At 70.7% G+C, this 17,593-nt stretch carries 19 protein-coding genes and 4 pseudogenes; 12 read left to right on the plus strand and 11 right to left on the minus strand.

What is annotated here, in order from left to right:
- Positions 1-387 precede the first annotated feature (387 nt).
- Positions 388-873, plus strand: a complete 486-nt coding sequence (locus GTY67_RS19725; RefSeq protein ID WP_161279527.1) for a hypothetical protein — start codon at positions 388-390, stop codon at positions 871-873.
- Positions 874-963: 90 nt separating this feature from the next.
- On the opposite strand, the gene GTY67_RS19730 is transcribed toward GTY67_RS19725, so the two are convergent.
- Both GTY67_RS19730 and GTY67_RS19735 read right to left on the minus strand, forming a co-directional pair.
- Positions 964-3,054, minus strand: a complete 2,091-nt coding sequence (locus GTY67_RS19730) for a serine/threonine-protein kinase (protein WP_161279528.1) — start codon at positions 3,052-3,054, stop codon at positions 964-966.
- A 91-nt stretch (positions 3,055-3,145) separates the two neighbouring features.
- A complete protein-coding gene (locus GTY67_RS19735) occupies positions 3,146-3,997 on the minus strand; it encodes an SDR family oxidoreductase (protein WP_161279529.1) in 852 nt (283 codons plus the stop codon).
- A 197-nt stretch (positions 3,998-4,194) separates the two neighbouring features.
- Here GTY67_RS19735 and GTY67_RS19740 point away from each other — a divergent pair, with 197 nt between their 5' ends.
- The 4 genes from GTY67_RS19740 to GTY67_RS19755 all read left to right on the plus strand — a co-directional run bounded on the left by GTY67_RS19740 (position 4,195) and on the right by GTY67_RS19755 (position 6,796).
- On the plus strand, positions 4,195-4,380 hold the full coding sequence (locus GTY67_RS19740; RefSeq protein ID WP_161279530.1) for a hypothetical protein: 186 nt from the start codon (positions 4,195-4,197) through the stop codon (positions 4,378-4,380).
- Between the two features lie 168 nt (positions 4,381-4,548).
- Entirely contained in the window at positions 4,549-5,307 is a 759-nt protein-coding gene (locus GTY67_RS19745; protein ID WP_093694105.1) for an SDR family oxidoreductase, read from the plus strand.
- Between the two features lie 39 nt (positions 5,308-5,346).
- On the plus strand, positions 5,347-6,243 hold the full coding sequence (locus GTY67_RS19750) for a LysR substrate-binding domain-containing protein (RefSeq protein ID WP_093694106.1): 897 nt from the start codon (positions 5,347-5,349) through the stop codon (positions 6,241-6,243).
- A gap of 226 nt (positions 6,244-6,469) precedes the next feature.
- A complete protein-coding gene (locus GTY67_RS19755) occupies positions 6,470-6,796 on the plus strand; it encodes a nuclear transport factor 2 family protein (RefSeq protein WP_093694107.1) in 327 nt (108 codons plus the stop codon).
- Positions 6,797-6,875: 79 nt separating this feature from the next.
- On the opposite strand, the pseudogene GTY67_RS19760 reads toward GTY67_RS19755, so the two are convergent.
- From GTY67_RS19760 to GTY67_RS19775, 5 genes and pseudogenes are all read right to left on the minus strand, one after another.
- A pseudogene (locus GTY67_RS19760) lies at positions 6,876-7,476 on the minus strand (sigma factor-like helix-turn-helix DNA-binding protein); the annotation flags it as partial.
- A gap of 105 nt (positions 7,477-7,581) precedes the next feature.
- Positions 7,582-8,079 carry an NUDIX hydrolase gene (locus GTY67_RS35075; RefSeq protein ID WP_237502838.1) on the minus strand — a complete coding sequence of 166 codons (498 nt, stop codon included), beginning with the start codon at positions 8,077-8,079 and terminating at the stop codon, positions 7,582-7,584.
- Positions 8,077-8,571 (minus strand): annotated as a pseudogene (locus GTY67_RS35080) (class I SAM-dependent methyltransferase); the annotation flags it as partial. The pseudogene GTY67_RS35080 and the gene GTY67_RS35075, both read right to left, overlap by 3 nt.
- Before the next feature lie 40 nt (positions 8,572-8,611).
- The gene (locus GTY67_RS19770; RefSeq protein ID WP_161279531.1) at positions 8,612-8,851 is read right to left on the minus strand and encodes a DUF397 domain-containing protein; all 240 of its coding nucleotides are present in this window, start codon (positions 8,849-8,851) and stop codon (positions 8,612-8,614) included.
- A pseudogene (locus GTY67_RS19775) lies at positions 8,848-9,674 on the minus strand (helix-turn-helix transcriptional regulator). Before GTY67_RS19775 ends, GTY67_RS19770 begins: the two are co-directional and overlap by 4 nt.
- 81 nt (positions 9,675-9,755) lie before the next feature.
- On the opposite strand from GTY67_RS19775, the pseudogene GTY67_RS19780 reads away from it, so the two are divergent.
- Positions 9,756-10,129 (plus strand): annotated as a pseudogene (locus GTY67_RS19780) (hypothetical protein).
- A gap of 19 nt (positions 10,130-10,148) precedes the next feature.
- On the opposite strand, the gene GTY67_RS35565 reads toward GTY67_RS19780, so the two are convergent.
- On the minus strand, positions 10,149-10,247 hold the full coding sequence (locus GTY67_RS35565; protein ID WP_256063279.1) for a type II toxin-antitoxin system RelE/ParE family toxin: 99 nt from the start codon (positions 10,245-10,247) through the stop codon (positions 10,149-10,151).
- 275 nt (positions 10,248-10,522) lie between these two features.
- Here GTY67_RS35565 and GTY67_RS19790 point away from each other — a divergent pair, with 275 nt between their 5' ends.
- Together GTY67_RS19790 and GTY67_RS19795 are read left to right on the plus strand one after the other, a co-directional pair.
- On the plus strand, positions 10,523-11,650 hold the full coding sequence (locus tag GTY67_RS19790; protein WP_161279532.1) for a hypothetical protein: 1,128 nt from the start codon (positions 10,523-10,525) through the stop codon (positions 11,648-11,650).
- Between the two features lie 121 nt (positions 11,651-11,771).
- Positions 11,772-12,095, plus strand: coding sequence for a hypothetical protein (locus GTY67_RS19795; RefSeq protein WP_161279533.1), 324 nt, complete (start codon positions 11,772-11,774; stop codon positions 12,093-12,095).
- Here the strand turns inward: GTY67_RS19795 and GTY67_RS19800 are convergent.
- A complete protein-coding gene (locus tag GTY67_RS19800; RefSeq protein ID WP_161279534.1) occupies positions 12,079-12,276 on the minus strand; it encodes a hypothetical protein in 198 nt (65 codons plus the stop codon). The two genes, GTY67_RS19795 and GTY67_RS19800, sit on opposite strands and share 17 nt — an antisense overlap.
- A 210-nt stretch (positions 12,277-12,486) precedes the next feature.
- Here GTY67_RS19800 and GTY67_RS19805 point away from each other — a divergent pair, with 210 nt between their 5' ends.
- On the plus strand, positions 12,487-13,131 hold the full coding sequence (locus GTY67_RS19805) for a dihydrofolate reductase family protein (protein WP_161279535.1): 645 nt from the start codon (positions 12,487-12,489) through the stop codon (positions 13,129-13,131).
- Between the two features lie 247 nt (positions 13,132-13,378).
- Here GTY67_RS19805 and GTY67_RS19810 read toward each other — a convergent pair whose 3' ends face one another.
- The gene (locus GTY67_RS19810; RefSeq protein ID WP_161279536.1) at positions 13,379-13,825 is read right to left on the minus strand and encodes a DUF1772 domain-containing protein; all 447 of its coding nucleotides are present in this window, start codon (positions 13,823-13,825) and stop codon (positions 13,379-13,381) included.
- A 98-nt stretch (positions 13,826-13,923) separates the two neighbouring features.
- Between GTY67_RS19810 and GTY67_RS19815 the strand changes: the two genes are divergently transcribed.
- Both GTY67_RS19815 and GTY67_RS19820 read left to right on the plus strand, forming a co-directional pair.
- The gene (locus GTY67_RS19815; RefSeq protein ID WP_161279537.1) at positions 13,924-14,502 is read left to right on the plus strand and encodes a TetR/AcrR family transcriptional regulator; all 579 of its coding nucleotides are present in this window, start codon (positions 13,924-13,926) and stop codon (positions 14,500-14,502) included.
- A 365-nt stretch (positions 14,503-14,867) separates the two neighbouring features.
- Positions 14,868-15,488 (plus strand): alpha/beta hydrolase, encoded by a 621-nt coding sequence (locus GTY67_RS19820; RefSeq protein WP_161279538.1) that lies wholly within the window; start codon positions 14,868-14,870, stop codon positions 15,486-15,488.
- 19 nt (positions 15,489-15,507) lie between these two features.
- Here the strand turns inward: GTY67_RS19820 and GTY67_RS19825 are convergent, their stop codons facing one another.
- Positions 15,508-16,308: an SAM-dependent methyltransferase gene (locus GTY67_RS19825; RefSeq protein WP_161279539.1), complete on the minus strand. Its 801-nt coding sequence runs from the start codon at positions 16,306-16,308 to the stop codon at positions 15,508-15,510.
- Between the two features lie 291 nt (positions 16,309-16,599).
- Here GTY67_RS19825 and GTY67_RS19830 point away from each other — a divergent pair, with 291 nt between their 5' ends.
- A complete protein-coding gene (locus GTY67_RS19830; protein WP_161280185.1) occupies positions 16,600-17,541 on the plus strand; it encodes a type II CAAX endopeptidase family protein in 942 nt (313 codons plus the stop codon).
- The last annotated feature ends 52 nt before the right edge of the window (positions 17,542-17,593 follow it).

Genomic DNA, 17,593 nt, shown 5'->3' on the forward strand with positions numbered 1-17,593 from the left:
TTCGGCTTCGTGGGCCATCGGGGGAATCTGGGCTATTTATCTGATAGCTCAAATGATTTGAGCGAGCCAGGTAGGGTGGGGAATTCTGAGGTGATCGATCTGTCTGGCCTGGCTTTGGGGTTGCTGATCATTGCGTTCGGTATCTCCATGGTCGAGGAACTTCGGGAACCTCGCAGGCCGGATGTTCGAACGGCCATCCGGTCACGCCGATCCGGTATTCGCGACATCGAATACCTATCGGTTGGCAGGGGGCATCGTGATGGTCATTGGGGTCTTCTGGGTGACCACTGCGCTTCCAGAGATTCTCTGAGCACTTCCTCTTCGCGACGGGCCGCCAGATCCCTCGGCGGCCCAATGTGGCCTCGAGCCGGGCGTAACCTTGCCGCCGTGAACGCGACTCCACGGGTCCTCGCCGTACTGGACGACATCCTCGCCTCCGCCGCCCCCGACGAGCGCGGCGCGCTGTGGCATCTGGCTGAGGCGGGGCGGGAGTTGGACGCCAATCTTGTGCGGCTGCCGGCCGGTGCCGAGGTCGGGGTCCATCAGGAGGACGTGCTCGATGTGCTCTTGGTCGTGCTGGAGGGCGCGGGACGTGTCCGTCTGGGGGGCGGAGACATCGCGCTGAGCCCGAGCACCGTCGTCTGGCTGCCTCGCACCTCGCGGCGCGGCCTTGTCGCCGACGCTGGCGGGCTCACGTATCTCACCGTTCACCGTCGTCGGCCCGGGCTTGCCGTCAAGGGGGCCGGTGTGGCGTACGAAGGGGGCGAAGGGCCCTGCATGCTGGACCGGGTCTGTGCGGAGTGCGGGCGGTTGTCCGAGGATCCCGTGCCGGTCTTCTGCAGCCGGTGCGGGGAGCGGTTTCCGGAGCGGTGAGCCGGGGCGGGCGTGGTGTCCCGGACTGTGATCGGCACCCCGGACCGGGGCGGTGGCCCCCGGCCCCGGGCCCATATGCCCCGAAAAGCCTCAGTACCCCTCGCACTCCGTCAGGTCCGGGCGGCCCGGGGGGTTCTTGTTGTCCAGGAGGGTCGACAGGTTCTTCGCGTACACGTCCTCCCAGACCTTCCCGGCCAGGATCTTTCGCAGCGCCGAGCACACCTCGCTCTTCAGGCCCGGCGACCCGGGGCGCATCGCCACGCCGTACCCCTCCGCGCCCTGGATGTTCTCCAGCCGCCGCACCTTGCCCGGGTTCGCCTTCTCGTAGCCCGCGAGGATGATGTCGTCCGAGGCCACCGCGTAGACGTCCGACGTCACGTCCAGCAGCTGGTCCAGGCAGTCCTGGTAGGTGTTGGGCTGGGACTCCGTCATCGTGAAGCCCCGTTTCGGCAGCTCCGTCTCGTACGTCGAGTCCCGCGCCGTGCACACCTCGACCTTGAGCCGGCGCAGGTCGCTGGAGTCGTTGATCGTGTACTTGCTGGACTTCTCGCGGACCAGGAAGCCCCGGCTCGCCTCGTAGTACGGGCCCGCGAAGTCGACGCTGTACCCGCCGGGTGACGCGCTCTTCCGTTCGGGCGTGATGCTGTACGAGGCGATGACGAGGTCCACGCCCTTCGTCTTGAGCGCGGTGCTCCGGTAGTCGGTCGGGACCGTGGTGAAGGCGACCTCGTTCCGGCTGTAGCCCATGTGTCCGGCGATCGCGTAGGCGAGGTCTATGTCGTAACCGGCGTACGTGTCCGTCTTCCTGTCGTACTTGCTCAGGCCCGGCTGGTCGTCCTTGACGCCGATCTTCAGGGTGGGGTTCGTCGCCTTCCACTTCTCCGTCACGGTGCTGCCGCCACCACGGCCGCCCGAGCCGGCCGTGGCGGTGCCCGTCGTACCGTCCTTGTCGTCGCCGACGCCCTTCGCGACCAGCCAGCCCGCCGTGCCCAGCAGGGCCACGCACAGGGTCGCCGTCGCTGCCCTCAGCCACGGCCGCTTCCGGGCGCTGCGGCGTGCTGGTGATCCGTCCGCCCGAGGCGCCGCTACGGGCGGGCCGAGCGGGTCGGGGCGCGGTTCGGACACCGCCGTGGGCGGGTGTGTCGCGGGTTCCGATCCGGTTGTGTTCCGTGGAGGCGGGTCGCCCAGCACCTCCCGCAGCATCGCCTCCGCCGTCGCCGCGTCCAGGCGCTCGTGCGGGTCCGGGAAGAGGAGGCCCTGGATCACCGGGGCGAGCGGTCCGGCGTACCGGAGGGCCGGGTCGGGGGTCTGCCGGATGTTCTCCTGGACCTCCCACACCTCACCGCCGGCGAACGGGACCCGGCCCTCGACCATCTCGTACAACGTGATGCCGAGCGCCCACAGGTCGGACGCGGGGGTGGGGCCGGGGGAGCCGGGGGCGAAGAGTTCGGGCGCCAGGTACGGGGGCGTGCCGATGACGCTGCCGGACCGGGTCACCTGGGCCGCGCCCTCGAACGTCGCGATCCCGAAGTCCACCAGGATCGCCAACCCGTCGTCCCGGACCAGCACGTTGCCCGGCTTCACATCGCGGTGGACGACCGACGCCGTGTGTACCGCCCGCAGGCCCTGGAGGATCTGGAGGCCGATGTCCGCCGCCCTCGGTACGGCGAGCACCCGCTCGGCGCGCAGCAGATCCGCCAGGGACCTGGCTTCGAGGAGCTTCATCACGATCCAGACCTGGTTGTCGGTCTCGACCTGGTCGTGGACGGTCACCACGTTCGGGTGCTCGATCTTGGCGATCGCCTCCGCCTCCCGGCGCGCCCGCTGCATCGCGGCGGCCTGGGTGGAGGCGGTCATCGCGTTCCGGTCGAGGAGGCCTTTCACGGCGACGAAGCGGCGCAGCCGCCGGTCGTGGGCCCGCCACACCTCGCCCATGCCGCCGCTGCCGATCGGTTCCAGCAGCTCGTAACGGCCCTCGATCACCACCTGCGGCCTGCCCGGTGAGGGGGTACGCGGCGGTGTCGGGGGCCATTCCTGCGCGGTCCCGGAGTCCGCGCGCTGGAGGCCGTCGCCCGCCCAGCGGTCCTGGGGGCCGCCACGGCCGTCGGCGGCTCCGTCACCCGCCGCGCCGCCCCCGGCCCCGCCCTCGGCCCCGGCTCCGGACCTGTCTTCGCCTTGCATGCGACCCCCTGTGCACTACATGGACCAGGCAAACAGTAGACGCTCCGTCAGGACTGCACAGGGTGTGGCGAGATGATGATCCGCGGCTGGTTCAGGAAGCCGCTCCGCCGTTGCTCTTCAGCAACTGCCCGTTGACCCACTGGCCTTGTGGCGAGCACAGGAAGTCCACCAGGTGCGCGGTGTCCTGCGGGGTGCCGAGGCGGCCGAGCGGGGTGCCCCGGGCGATGGCCTCGCGCAGGTCGCCGGTCATCCAACCCGTGTCCACGGGGCCGGGGTTGACGACGTTGGCGGTCACTCCGAGGTGGGCCAGTTCGTGGGCGGCGGCCAGGGTGATGCGGTCCAGGGCGCCCTTGCTCGCACCGTAGGGCAGGTTGTCCACGGTGTGGTCGCTCGTGAGCGCGACGATGCGGCCCGTGCCCGCGCCCGGCTCGCCGCGGAAGCGCAGCCCGTACTCGCGGATCAGCAGCCAACTGGCCCGCGCGTTGACGGCGAAGTGCCGGTCGAACGCCTCCACGGTGGTGTCCAGGATCCCCGAGTCCACCGACTCCGCGTGCGAGAGGACGAGCGCGGTGACCGGGCCCAGGCGCTGCTCCGCCTCGTCGAAGATGCGGGTGGGGGCGTCGGGGCCGGTCAGGTCCGCCTCGATCGTCGCCGTACGGGCTCCGGCGTCCTCCAGCTCCCGCGCGATGGCGGCCGCGGCCCCGTCCTCGGCGCCCCACTCCATGCGCAGGTCGTACGGCGTCCAGTAGGTGAAGGCCACGTCCCAGCCGGAGGCCGCGAGCTGCCGGGCGATGCCCGCGCCGATGCCGATGGAGCGGCCGACGCCGGTGATGAGCGCGACGGGCCGGGCCGGCTGCGGGGCTGTCTGCTCCGAGGCCTCCGCCGAGGCCGGCTGCGGGGCTGCCTGCTCTCGCGGGGCCGAGGGCTGTTCGTTGATCGTCACGGGCCGATCCTTCGTGACCCGTACACGTACGTCAACGACTTTCCCCGGCAGGACACCCTGCCGCGCAGGCCAAAAGACGGGAGGCAACTGCCTGTTGTGGTTCTCCGCCTGCTTAAGTTTTGTCGGCATGGGAGGGAGATCACCCCTGGCCCGGAGCCCCGGGCAGGAGCGCCCCGGTCCATAAGAGCAAAGGATGCGTGGCGGAGGGTGATCGCACTCTGAGAATTCTTCAAACGCTCAGCTATTCGACAGGGGTCATCATCGCGTGGGCGTTTCTGCCGGAAAGCCGGCTGTTCGTCTTTCCCGTCCTGGCGGCAGGCGTGATCAGCGGCGTCGTACTGCCTCATGCGTTTCGCCGAGTCTCCGCCACCGGGAAAGAGTGACAGGTCTGCCCCCCTCGCACCCCCGCTGACCTGCGGTGACCCATCTTCCTGGTGGGCCGACGCGATCTTTGTGTTTCCCCCGGCCCCGGGGGCGCTCCTAGCGTGGACGACGGAAACTGCAACGAACGCCGCATATCGACAGTGCGGCCGGAGAGAGGGACCATCACCATGAGCGAGCAGCAGCTGCTGAACGGCAAGACCGCGGTCGTCGCCGGAGGGGCCAAGAACCTCGGCGGCCTCATCAGCCGGACCCTGGCCGAGTCCGGGGCCAACGTGGTCGTGCACTACCACGGCGAGAACACCGCCGCCGATGCCGAGAAGACGGCGGAGGCGGTACGGGGCACGGGTGCCCAGGCCCTCGTCGTACGGGAGGACCTGACCCGCGTCGAAGGTGTACGCAGCCTCTTCGACCAGGCCCTCGACGCCTTCGGCGGGGTGGACGTGGCCGTGAACACCACCGGCATGGTCCTCCGCAAGCCGATCGGCGAGACGACCGAGGAGGAGTACGACCGCATGTTCGCGATCAACTCCAAGGCGGCGTACTTCTTCCTCCAGGAGGCTGGCGCCCGGCTCAACGACGGTGGCCGCATCGTCAGCCTGGTGACCTCCCTGCTCGCCGCCTTCACCGACGGGTACGCCACCTACGCGGGCGCCAAGGCCCCGCTGGAGCACTTCACCCGGGCGGCGGCCAAGGAGTTCGCCTCGCGCGGGATCGCCGTGAACAATGTGGCCCCGGGGCCGATGGACACGCCGTTCTTCTACCCGCAGGAGACGCCGGAGCGGGTGGAGTTCCACAAGTCGCAGGCGATGGGCGGCCGGCTGACGGAGATCGAGGACATCGCGCCGCTGGTGAAGTTCCTGGTCACCGAGGGCGGCTGGATCACCGGTCAGACGATCTTCGCCAACGGCGGCTACACGGTCCGCTGACCCCGATTCCCATCCCGATCAGGCGTACCGGAGAACCGCGTGACCCTGGACCTGCACAAGCTGGAACACCTCGTCGCCGTTGCGGAGGAGGGCGGGTTCACCCGGGCGGCCGAACGGCTGCACCTCAGCCAGCAGGCGCTGAGCACATCCATCCGCACCCTTGAGCGGTACGTCGGCGTCCAGCTCCTCGACCGGGGCCACCAGCACGTCACCCCCACCCCCGCCGGGCAGGCCCTCATCGACGACGCCCGCGCGCTCCAGGCCCAGGCGCACGCCGCCCTGGAGCGCGCCCGGCGCATCGGCCGGGGCCAGGCCGGGCACCTGAGGATCGGCCACACCCCGGCGGTCACGGCGGAGGAGGTGGTGGACCTGCTGACCCGGGCCCGTACGGAGGAGCAGGGCATACAGGCCCACGTACGCCAGCTCTTCCCGGACGAGCTGCGCGACCAACTCCTCACGGGCGCGTGCGACTTGGGGCTGAGCCGGTCCATGCCCGCCGACACCGGGCTCACCCGCGCCCGGATCGCCGAACACCGCCTCCGGGTCGCCGTCCCCGCCGGCCACCGGCTCGCCGCCCGCCCCACGGTGGCCCTGGCCGACCTGCGCGGGGAGCCGATCACGGTGTGGGGCGAGTCCGGCTCGTCCGCGTACACGGACCTGTTGATCGGCCTGTGCCGCCAGGCGGGCGTGGAGCCGGACACGCAGCGCAACCCGGTGCAGGGCACTCCGCCCATCACCGCCGTCACCGCGACGGGCCGCATCGCCTTCGTCACCACGCCCCCGGGCCCGGCGGCGGGCGGTGCGGCGTACGTCGTCGACCTGGACCCGCCGGTCCACGTACCGGTCCACGCACTGTGGCCCGCACACACGACCTGCCGGGACCGGGAGGTGTTCCTGAGCAGGGCGGGGGACTTTCCCGGGGGAGGGGCGGGGTGAGGTGGGTTTCCCGAGGGGGCGGGCGGGTGACGTGGGTGTTCGGGCCGTAGGTGCCGCCGGGCCCCTCCTGGTCAGCGGCTCCCTGGCCCTTCGCGGTAGGCGGCAGGCGTTACGCGAGACAGGCGCGGTTCGACATGCGGCGGCGGGCCCGCCGACAGAGACTCGGCCTCGACAGCAGCGCCGGGAGCCTCGTGGCCCCGGCCGTGGACGTACGCAGGAGGAACCCGTGACCGTATCGATCAACGACCCGGTGGTGGAACGGTTCGTCGCCGCCGTCAACGCGGGCGACGAGAGCGCCTTCACCGCCGTCCTCACCGAGGACGCCACGATGTCCGACGACGGCAGCGAGCGGGATCTGGCCGCCTGGACGGAGAAGGAGATCTTCTCCCCGAAGGCGAACGGCCGCATGGACGTCGTGCAGGCCTCGGACGACGGCCGCACCCTCGTCGTCGACTACACGAACGACACGTGGGGCACGATGCGGACGCGCTGGTCCTTCACGGTCACCGGCGACCGCATCAGCCGCTTCGAGACGGGCCAGGCGCCTGCCTGAGGGTGTCCCTTGAGCGGCCCGCCTTGAAGGGCGCTGTTTGCGCGGCCCGCCTCGAACGACCCGCCCCGGAGGGCCCGCCTCAGCCCTCCCTCAGCCAGGGCCGCAGCTTCTCCGGATTGCGTACGGCCCAGATGCGGGTCACCCGGCCGTCGTCACCGACATCGAACGACGCCACGGTCATCACGGTGCCGCCGAGCCGGGCCACCAGCCCCGGCACCCCGTTGACCGACCGCTCCAGGAGTTCGAGCCCCGGGGCCTTGTCGGCGATGGCGACCATGTACTGGGCGATGCGCGTACCGCCTGCGACCGGACGCAGGACCGTACCGACCAGGCCGCCACCGTCGGCGGTCATCACGGCGGCGGGGTCGAGGAGGTCGACGAGGGCCGCGATGTCCTTGCTCTCCCACGCCTCCTTGACCCGCCGCACGGCATGGGCGCGCCCGGCTGCCGACACCGCTTGCCCGGCTGCCGGCCCCGGTGCGCCGCGGGCCCGCCGCCGGGCGGAGGACGCGAGCTGCTTGCAGGCGGCGGGGGTGCGGCCGAGGACGTCGGCGATCTCGGCGAAGGGGTAGCGGAAGACGTCGTGCAGGACGAACGCCACCCGCTCGGCGGGCGTCATCGACTCCAGTACGACGAGGAAGGCCGACGAGGATGGCCATGGTCACCGACTCGTCCAGGACCGGAGGCCACTGCCTCGTCCTGACCTCCTGACGGTGATCATCGGGAAGCTCTCCAGCCAAACGCGGCGCCGAGGCCCGGGCGGGTCCGTCGCCCACCAAGCCCGGTCAGCCGCCCAGGAGGGCGCGTGTCTCGTCGCTGACGGCCGGGAGGTCATGCGGGTCGGCCCAGGCGGACTCGTCGTGCTCGCTGAGGGTGATTGCCCCGGCCCCGCCGGTGACGTTGACCGCGAACGTGAACTGCCGTGTCCTGCGCCCGCTTCGGGAGGCGTAATCGAAGCTGCCGACATACCCGGTGACCCCGGAGACGGTGAGGCCCGTCTCCTCCAGAACCTCCCGGCACAGGGCGTCCACGAGCCGCTCCCCGGCCTTGGCCCCGCCGCTGGGCAGCTCCCACAGCCCTCCGAGGAAGTCCTCGGCCCGCCGCCTGAGCAGGAGCACCCGGCCGTCCTCGTCGGTGATGAGCGCGCCGACGACGTACTTCTCGATCCCGCCCCGCCGGGCGTCGGCGAGGAGGCTCTCGGCGAGGGAGCCGGGGCGGAGCGAGGTCACTTCGGCGGGTCCTTCTGGCGGCGGCTCCGGCTTCTGCGAACGGCCGGACGGCATCGCTCTGCCCGCGAAGCCGCCCTTGTACATGCCCTGCGGACCGTACGCACCCGGGATGGCCGGAGGTTGTGAGAAGGCGAACACGCCTCTGGAGTACAGCCGTTGGCGTACGAGGGGGAAGAGCCGCCCGGGATCGGTGAACCAGGCGGCTCCGAAGATCGAGTAGACCGCGTCGTACGTCTCCCCATGATCACGCAGGTGCTCCAAGACCTCCCCGCAGATGAACTCCGCGCCTGTGGCGGCCCACTTGGCGGTGGTCTGCTTCACCATGACGGGTGACAGATCGACACTCCGGGCGACGACGCCCCGCTTAGCCAGGTGCGCGAGGGCGCGGCCGGTGCCGCAGCCGACCTCCAGCACGGAGCGCGGGCCCCCGAGCACCTCCGGACCGGGCCCATGACCGGCGTACTGCGTCCAGCAGAAGACCGGTTCGGCGTCCTCTTTGAAGGCGGACGCGGCGTAGGCGTCCCACAGGTCGGTCTCGACGGCGATGTCGTGGTGCGCGGGCGCGGTGGTTCCTCTTCGTACCTCTCTAGGAGGCGGCGAACTCCACGAACGACGTCCAGGACTCGGGGGAGACGGCGAGCGCGGGGACGGTGAGGTCCTTGGAGTCGCGGACGTGGATGGTGTGGGGGCAGGTGGCGACCTCGATGCAGTCGCCGCCCTGGCTGCCGCTGTAGGAGGATTTGGACCAGGTGAGCGCGACCTCGATGCAGTTGCCGCCCTCGCTGCCGCTGTAGCTGGACTTGAACCAGTGGAGGCCAGTGCTCATAGTTCCGCTGCCATCTTCTCGATCGTTTCCAGCGTCCTCTCCGGAGTGTATGCCTGGGCCCGCGTGACGCCATACTTGCCGAACAGGTTGCTCAGCTGCGGATGTTCGGTGACGAAGAAGCTGCCGCCCTGCCCCTCGATATAGGCGAGCTGCTGGCGCTTGTCGGTCTCCAGCAGGACGAAGGGCCCGTCCAGCGCCGCGTGATCCTCGCGGTACGGGTCCATCAGCTGGATGCGTACATGCCGGAGCCGCGCCACGTCGGCGAGGTGGTGGAGCTGGGCCTTCATCACCCGGCGGCCGCCGATCGGCCGGGTGAGCACGATCGTCTCCAGGACGAAGCTGATGTCGGGCAGCGGCCTGCGGGACAGCAGCTTCTGCCGTTCGAGCCGCGCGGCGACCTTCGCCTCGATGTTGTCCTCGTCATAGGTCGGGTACCGGCTCGTGAAGACCGCCCGTGCGTACGCCTCCGTCTGGAGCAGGCCGGGGATGACGTGGTTCTCGTACGCATGCCGAGCCCACGCCCCTCCTCCTCTTCCGCGAACGGCGTGAACCAGTCCGGCAGCGGGCTGCGCTGTTTCGTATGCTTCGGCGGCTTCGGTGCCGCGAAGATCAGTGCACCTTGTGCACCCAGCACCTCATCCGCCCGCTGCACGAAGACGCCCTTCGGCGGTCGCGCGCCCCGTTCCACCATCGCCACTTGGGACTTGGAGTAGTCGATCCGCTTGCCCAACTGCTCCTGCGACGGGCCGGCCCGCTCGCGGAAGTGCCTGAGTAGCAGGCCGAACATCTCGGCGGCGGCCTCGGCCTGATCACTGGAGTGCACGGGTCACCTCGTCCGTACATCACTGTTCATAACCTGCTTGTGACCCTGGTCGCGGTACGTGTCCGCCGCAAAGCTGAGCGTATGGAACTGGGAAATTCACTGGATTCGGTGCCGTCCTGGATCCCCGCCTCCGGTCACGCCCTCCGTCACGTGGGCATCCACTTCGACGCCGTACGGGCCATCGGCATGCTGGGTGAGGAAATCGCGTACGAGGTCATGCAGTGCACCGATTTCCACGCCGGGCCCATCGTCCGCTCGGGCACCGGTGGCCGCCCGGGGTGGAGGCGATGAGCCGGAGCGCGCGAGGCGACGCCTTCGTGGGGGTGCCCGCGTTGGACGAGGTGACCTGGCCGCTGGACTGGCGGTCGCGGCCCACGGTGGAGGACCCGTTCGTGGATGCGGCGCTGCTGCACGAAATGGCGTGGCTGCGGGCGGGGCGCGCGGTGAAGGAGTGAACGGCGTGGGTAGGTGTGTTCAGAGGTTGCGGTAGATCTCGCGCCGATGGTCGACGGTCAGCACCCAGACGATGGGCCGGCCGTCCTCGATGGTGTACACGGCTCGGTAGCTGCCCACGCCGAGACGCCATCGGGCGTGGTGTCCCTGGAGCGGCTTGACGTCGAAGTCGGAGAAGTCTCCCGTATCCAGGGCCTTCTGGAGATCTGCCAGGCGGGCGAGGATGCAACTGGAAGCGGACCTGAGTCCTCAGGTTGCGGTACCGTGATCGCGTCATCACGTTCTGTGCGTGCATGCGGATGACGCGTGCGCATATGGAGCGGCCCCCGGCGGTGTTCGAGCACCGGCCCGGGGACCTTCACCACCAGTGGATACACCAGAGAGGTCCACCCGCGATGCTGTCGCATGTTATCCCGCCCCCTCGGGGCTATACGAAGGTCCCCAACGGACTTGTACGCCAATCGCGCCTCGGCAGTGACGCGAAGATTCTGGTCATCTACGTGCAAGGGCTGCCAGAAGGCGATCGCGACAAGGCCCTCAGTGAGCACGCCCGTGCCCTCCACATCTCCGGGCGGCGGTACCAGAAGGCCAAGGCCGAGTTGCTGGTGAACGGCTACCTCCACGAGAAGCGGGAGGCCGCCGCCGGTGGGCGGTGGCGGACCGTGCAGGTCTTCTCCAACTTCCCGCTGACGGAGGACCAGGCCGCGCGGATGCGGGCCGGGGTTCCGGCCGACGGGTACGAGCTGGTAAGCACGGCCTCCGCTCCGAGTGTGCGTTTTCCGACGGTCGGTGTTCCGGGTGCTCGGGGGGTCGGTGGTCAATTACCCGCAGGCGAAGAACTGGGGAAGAATGAATCCAACCCACCCACCGAAGCGGGTGCGGACCAGCCGGAGGGCCTGGGGGAGGTCTCCGAGAAGCCCGCTGAGAAGCCCGACGAGAAGCTCGCCGATGAGTCGGCCGAAAAGCCCCACGATGGACCCGCCGAAGATTCCTCAGGTGGACCCTTCGAAGAGTCCTCCGGTGGGGCTGAAGTGGCCGTCGCCGAGCGTGTGTTGCTGTCTCTCCGCCACGAGCAGCGCCAACTCCATCTCGGCGTGCGTGAGGCCCGTGCCCTCGCCGGGCTCGCCGCCGAGTGGCTGCGGCGCGGCGTCACCGCTGCGGATCTGCGGCGGGTCCTGTGCAGCGGGCTGCCGTCGGAGGGGGTGCGGACGGCGGTGGGGTTCCTGGCGCACCGGCTACGGGAGAAGCTGCCCGCCGCCCCCGAGAGCGTGCCTGCGCCGGAGCCGCCCCCGCCGCCACCGGCCCTGATCGTCTGCGCGGGGCCGGGCGAGGAGCACATGTTCCGGCCCCATGTCCCGTGGGCCACGACCTGTGGGCCCTGCTACCGGGAGGAGCAACGCGCCTTCTGGGCCGACGCGCAGGCCCGGGCCGAGGCAGCTCCCGAGCCTCCGCCGTGGCGGGAGCGGTTCGCGGCCGTCGCGGCGGGCGGAGCCGCATCTGATACGGAGGGGAGTGGTTGCTAGGGCGGGTTGCTGGAGGTCTCGGCCGCGGCTCCCTGGGGTGCGCTGGACGGACGACATGGAGCTGTCTGTAATCTCCCTGCGCGCACTGATGGTTATGCCGTTCGACCCGAAGGACTGAGCCGTGCCCGACCGGCCTGAGATTGTGTGCATCTGCGGTTCCACCCGGTTCGCGGCAGAGATGCTCGCGGCCAACCGTGACCTGACCTTCGCGGGTGTCATCGTCGTCGCACCAGGCGTCTTCGCCCACCCCGGGGACCGCGAAACGGGCGAAAGGATCACCGGAGAGCAGAAGGCCGCGCTGGACGCGCTCCATCTGCGGAAGATCGACCTGGCCGACCGGGTTCTGGTGGTCAACCCCGGCGGGTACGTCGGTGAGTCCACGAGCAGGGAGATCGCGTACGCCCGCGCCACCGGCAAGCCGGTCTCCTTCACCGATCCCGTCTGACCGGTCGGTGCTTCGCGGTGGGCGGAGCTGATTCGGTGGAGCCGTCGGGCTCGCCCGCCGCCGGTGCCCCGGTCTTGAGGCCGACGGCGCAGAACAGCGCGGTGCAGGCGGTGGTGTCTTCGTGCTGGGCGCGGTCCACGTTCACGTGGCTGTTCATCGCCTCGCGGCAGTGAGTGGTCATGACCTCGGCATTTCGCGGGCGTTGTCGGGGTCGGCGGCCGTCCGCGCGGCGTGGACGGAGGGCGTTGTCAGAGGGGGCTGGCAGCATCGGTGTCGGCAGCGCTTCTACGGCCGGTTGCGCCCGGGCCGTCCTGGCGTTGTGTGGTGCGCGCGATGAGTTTTCCCGATTCGGCAAGTCTTCGTACCGTCGTCGACAACGCAGGAGGAACACATGGCTCAACTGCTGAGAGTCCAGAACTTCACCGTCTCCAGTGACGGGGTCGCGGCCGGTGAGGATCAGACCCTGGAGCGGCCCTTCGGCCATGTCCAGCCGGAGCAGCTGTTCTCGTGGGCCGGTGCCACGGCGAGCTGGCCGATGCGTACGGACGCGGGCGGAAGCCGGGGGCTGGACGACTACTTCACGCGCGACTTCGACCGCAACATCGGCGCCGAGATCATGGGGCGGAACAAGTTCGGCCCCCAGCGTGGGCCCTGGCCCGACCACGCGTGGCGCGGCTGGTGGGGTGAGGAGCCTCCGTTCCATACACCGGTGTTCGTCATGACCCACCACGAGCGCCCCTCGTTCACGCTCTCCGACACCACGTTCCACTTCGTCGGCGGCGACCCGGCCGAGGTCCTCGCGCAGGCCTGGGAGGCGGCTCAGGGCAAGGACGTGCGGCTCGGCGGCGGGGTCAGCACCATCCGGGAGTTCCTCGACGCCGACCTCGTCGACGCGCTGCACGTGGTGGTCGCGCCGGTGAAGCTGGGGACCGGGCTACGGCTCTGGGATTCGCCCGACGAGCTGCTTGACCGGTTCCACCTGGAGGCCGTGCCCAGCCCGAGCGGGGTGACGCACCACCTGTTCTGGCGGAAGTGAGGGGGAGGGGGAGCGTCCGCCGCCGGTCATGGCCGCATGACTCGCGCTCGCGCTCTCCCGACGGCCCTCGCACGAGGCGCAGGTCTGGGAGTGGTTCGACGTCTATCGCCTCGGACGGCGGCGAGAGAAGGGGGCCCACTGCGCGGTTGCCCGCGAGGAGGGGGCGGCGAGGTGCTCGGCCGGATCGCTGCCGGTCGGGCCGCCCGGTCGGGCCCCATCCGCGCCTCAGCCGCGCCCCATCCGTGCCTCAGCCGCGTGCGATGACCAGCAGGGTGAAGGCGGCGATGATGACGGCGACGCGGATGTAGTGGTAGCGGTCCCAGCGGTTCATCTGCTCCTTCCAGTCCGCGGGCGCGTTCTCGGGGGCCCACGTCTTGCCCCGGTTGTTGATCGGGACGAGCAGCAGGATCGACATGACCACGCTCACGATCAGCAACGCGGCGGCGATGACGACGAGGCCGGCGCCGTCGGTGTTCCATCCGGCTATGGCCCAGACCGCGCTCAGGACGAGCGAGCCGATGTACCAGAACGGCATCACGGCCCCGAGCATCCGGCCCCCGTGGGCGCGGCCGCGCAGGCCGTTGTTGCCGGGGAGTGCGTCGAGGATCCGGTTGATGACGAAGGCGACGGAGAACTCCACCCCCACCATCAGGCCGACGATCACGGTGGTGAAGACCTCTAGTGCGTTGAGCATGGTGAGCCCTTCCGAGATTCGGTATCTAGCGGCGCTAGATGATGTGGCAACGCTAGACATGCTGCCGCTCTGTTGTCTAGCGGTGCTAGGATCGGGTCATGTCGGTACAGGAACGCAAGGCCCGGGAACGGGAGAGCCGTGAGCGCCTCATCGTGGCGACGGCCCGTGAACTCGCCGAGCAGCAAGGCTGGGACGCGGTCACCACGCGTCGGCTCGCCGAGCGCATCGAGTACAGCCAGCCCGTGCTCTACAGCCACTTCCGTGGCAAGCGCGAGATCATCGGCGCCGTCGCCCTTGAGGGTGCCGCCGAGATGGCCGTGGCGCTGCGGGCCGCGACCTCCGCCGAGGACGGCCCCCGCGACCGGGTCACCGCCCTCGCCCGCACCTACCTCGACTTCGCCGAGCGCAACCCGGCGGTCTACGACGCGATGTTCCAACTCGACGGCGGCCTGGCGTTCGCGGCCGAGGAGACTCCTGCGCCGCTCAAGGATGCTTTCGCCGCCCTGCTGGAGACCCTCGGTGAGGTCGCCGGGGACGGCGTCCACCCGGGGCTGTTCACCGAGATGTTCTGGGCGGCCCTGCACGGGCTTGCCACCCTGGCCCGGGCGGGACGGCTGCCGCCCGAGCACACCGAGCGGCGGGTGGAGCTGCTGGTGGACCGGCTCGCCGTGGTCTGACGCGCCGTTCTCACGCGGGCGCTCGGCGGACGCCTGCGGGGCCTTGGCGGATGCCTGCGGGGTTTCGGCGGATGCCCGCAGGGCCTGGGTGGACGCCCGCGGGTGCTCGGCGGATGCCCGCAGGACCCCGGCGGACGCCCGCGGGTGCTCGGCAGACACCCCGCGGGTGCCCAGCGGACGCCCGCGCAGGGTCCGGCAGACGCCCGCCGGACCCCGGCGGACGCCTGCGGGCGCCCAGCGGATGCCCGCCGGACCCCGGCGGACGCCCGAGGGGTCTCGGCAGGCGCCCGCGAGCGCTCGGCGGCTGTCTGGCGGCGCGTGCTCGGTCCGGGACGTCTTCGGTCGGGCCCCAGTAGCCTGCCGCCATGCCTGATTCCTCTGCCGCCGCAGCCTCCTCGCCCTTAGCCGTTCCCACCCGCTTCGACGGTGATCCCGACCGTGTCGCACTCGTCGTTCCCGGCGTCGGGTACTCGCCCGCCCGGCCGTTGCTGCACTGTGCGAGCAGCGTGCTCCGCCAACACGGGTGGACCGTCCAGGAGTTGTGGTGGCAGGTCCCGGACGGCTTCCGGGAGTTCGGCGTCGACGAGCGGACCGCCTGGGTGGAGTGGCAGGTGGGCCGGGTCATCGATGCCGAGGCGGGCGCCTGCCGTCTCGTCGTCGGCAAGTCCCTGGGCTCGCTCGCCTGCGCCACCGCAGGCGACCGGGGCATCGCGGCGGCCTGGCTCACCCCGCTCCTGACCTTCGGCCATGTGGCCCGCGCGCTCCGGCGGGCCCAGGCGCCCACCCTCCTGGTCGGCGGCACCGCCGACCAGCTGTGGGATGCGGACGTCGCCGCCTCCCTGCGCCACGACGTCCTGGAGATTCCCTCGGCGGATCACGGCCTGGAGCTTCCGGGCGACGCCGTGGGGTCCGTGGAGGTGCTGCGGCAGGTCGTCGCCCGGCTGGACCGCTTCGTCGGGTCGCTCGGCCGGGCCGAGGCGGGGTGAGCCACCGGGGCCGATCCCGCTACGGCACCCGCGCGACCGCCACGTACAGGCCGCTCGCCTCGGGCGCGGGCGTCGTCGGGCCGTGGAACCACTCCGGGGCCGTCACCAGACCCGGTTCCACGAGGTCCAGGCCCTCGAAGAAGCGCGCGAACTCCTCGCGGGTCCGCAGCGCCAGCCGGATGCCGCCCTTCTGGTACTCGTCGGTCCCCTGCTGCCCGCCCTCGGGGTTCACATCGGAGGCGCCCTGCGAGAGGACGACGTAACTGCCGGGGGCCAGAGCGCTTATGAGCGTACGGAGGATGGCGCGCGGGTCCTCGTCGTCGGGCAGGAAGTGGAGGAGGCCGAGGAGCGAGAGAGCCACCGGGCGGTCGAAGTCCAGGACCTTGCGTGCGGCGTCGAGGATGGTGGCGGGCTCGCGTACGTCGGCGTGGACGTAGTCGGTGGCCCCCTCCGGCCGGCTGATCAGCAGGGCCTCCGCGTGGCGCAGGACGATGGGGTCGTTGTCGCAGTACACGACCCGGGAGGAGGGACGGATCTCCTGGGCGATCTGGTGCAGGTTCGGTGCCGTGGGGATGCCCGTCCCGATGTCCAGGAACTGCGTCACGCCCTCGCCGCCCAGCCAGGCCGTCGCGCGGTTCATGAAGGCCCGGTTCTGGCGGGCGCCGGCCTTCGCCTCGATGGGCAGGTGTTCGGCCACCGCCTGGTCCACGGGGTAGTTGTCCTTGCCGCCGAGCAGCCAGTCGTAGACCCGCGCCGAGTGGGGCCTGCTGGTGTCGATCGGGGGACGGGGCGTCGGGGGGTGGGGCAGCTCTGCGGTCATGCCGGACTCCCTGGGCAGGTGGTGCGGACCTTTCCCTCGCAGGAGTCTGGCACAGTAACTTCCCGGCAGTGGAAGGGTGTTGATCGCCTGGCGCGTTGGGTTGCGTACGGTGGCGGGCTCGGCGGGCCGATGGCGCATTGACCTCGGGTGCCGGGCGCCAGCAAGATCCTTGGTGTGAAACCTGACATACCTCCTTCGCCCTGGGATCCGCCCTCGCCCCAGCCCCCGTCCGCCTCCGGCGGGCCCGCCTGGCCGCAAGGTCCCGGGCCCGGCCCGCAGCAGGGCTGGCAGGTGCCGCCGTACGGACCCGTACCGCCGCCACCCGGTCCCGTACGGGCCGAGGCCGGGGCCCGCTACGACCAGCAGGGGCGCAACGGGCTGGGCGGCAGGTTCGGGTGGCTCGGGGAGCTGTCGCTCGTCCTGCTCCTGGTCGTCGTCGGCATCCTCGTCGTCTCCGGGATCGGGGCCGTCCTCGCGGAGGTGCTGGACGCGGGGCCCACTGCGGCGGACAGCGAGGTGTTCTTCGAGGACCCCGTCGCCGACATGGCCCACCAGCTCATCGGCATCGCGATCGGGATACCCATCGTGCTCTGGGGCGCCCGCTACCTGGGCAGGCGCCCGGCGGGCACGGTCTCCTCGGTCGTCGGGCGGCTGCGGTGGAAGTGGCTGGGGCTGTGTGCCGCTGTCGCCTTTCCGCTGATCATCGTCCAGTTCGGCATCATGATCGCGTGGACCTGGGGCGAGGAGTCCGCCGAACCGGCCGGGGACGGCTTCCCCGGCTGGACCGCCTTTCTCGTGAGCCTGGCCGTGCTCGGCGCGCTGGTCCCGTTCCAGGCGGCGGCCGAGGAGTACGTCTTCCGGGGCTGGCTCGTCCAGGTGATCGGGCGGACCGTGCGGTCGCCGTGGCCCGCCGTCGTACTCGCCTCGCTCCTCTTCGCCCTGGCCCACGGTTTCGGTCAGCTCACCGGGTTCATCCTGCTGTTCTACTCGGCGCTGTGGTGGGGCTGGCTGGTGATCCGCACCGGGGGCCTGGAGGCGGTGATCACCCTCCACGTCGCCAACAACCTGCTCGCCTTCGGCCTCGCGGCCGGCTTCGGTGGACTCGCCTCCACCGAGACGGCGGCCGACGCGCCCTGGCAGGCGATGGTCGTCGAGTTCGTCTTCGCCCCGCTGTACTGCCTGGGCATGGCGTGGCTCGCGGACCGGCGCGGTGTCGAGCGGGTGAGTGCCTGAACCTGCTGTGAGGAGATGCCGACGTGGTGAGCTCCTCCCGTGGCGAGCCCCT

The organism is Streptomyces sp. SID8374 (assembly GCF_009865135.1).
Classification (GTDB): domain Bacteria; phylum Actinomycetota; class Actinomycetes; order Streptomycetales; family Streptomycetaceae; genus Streptomyces.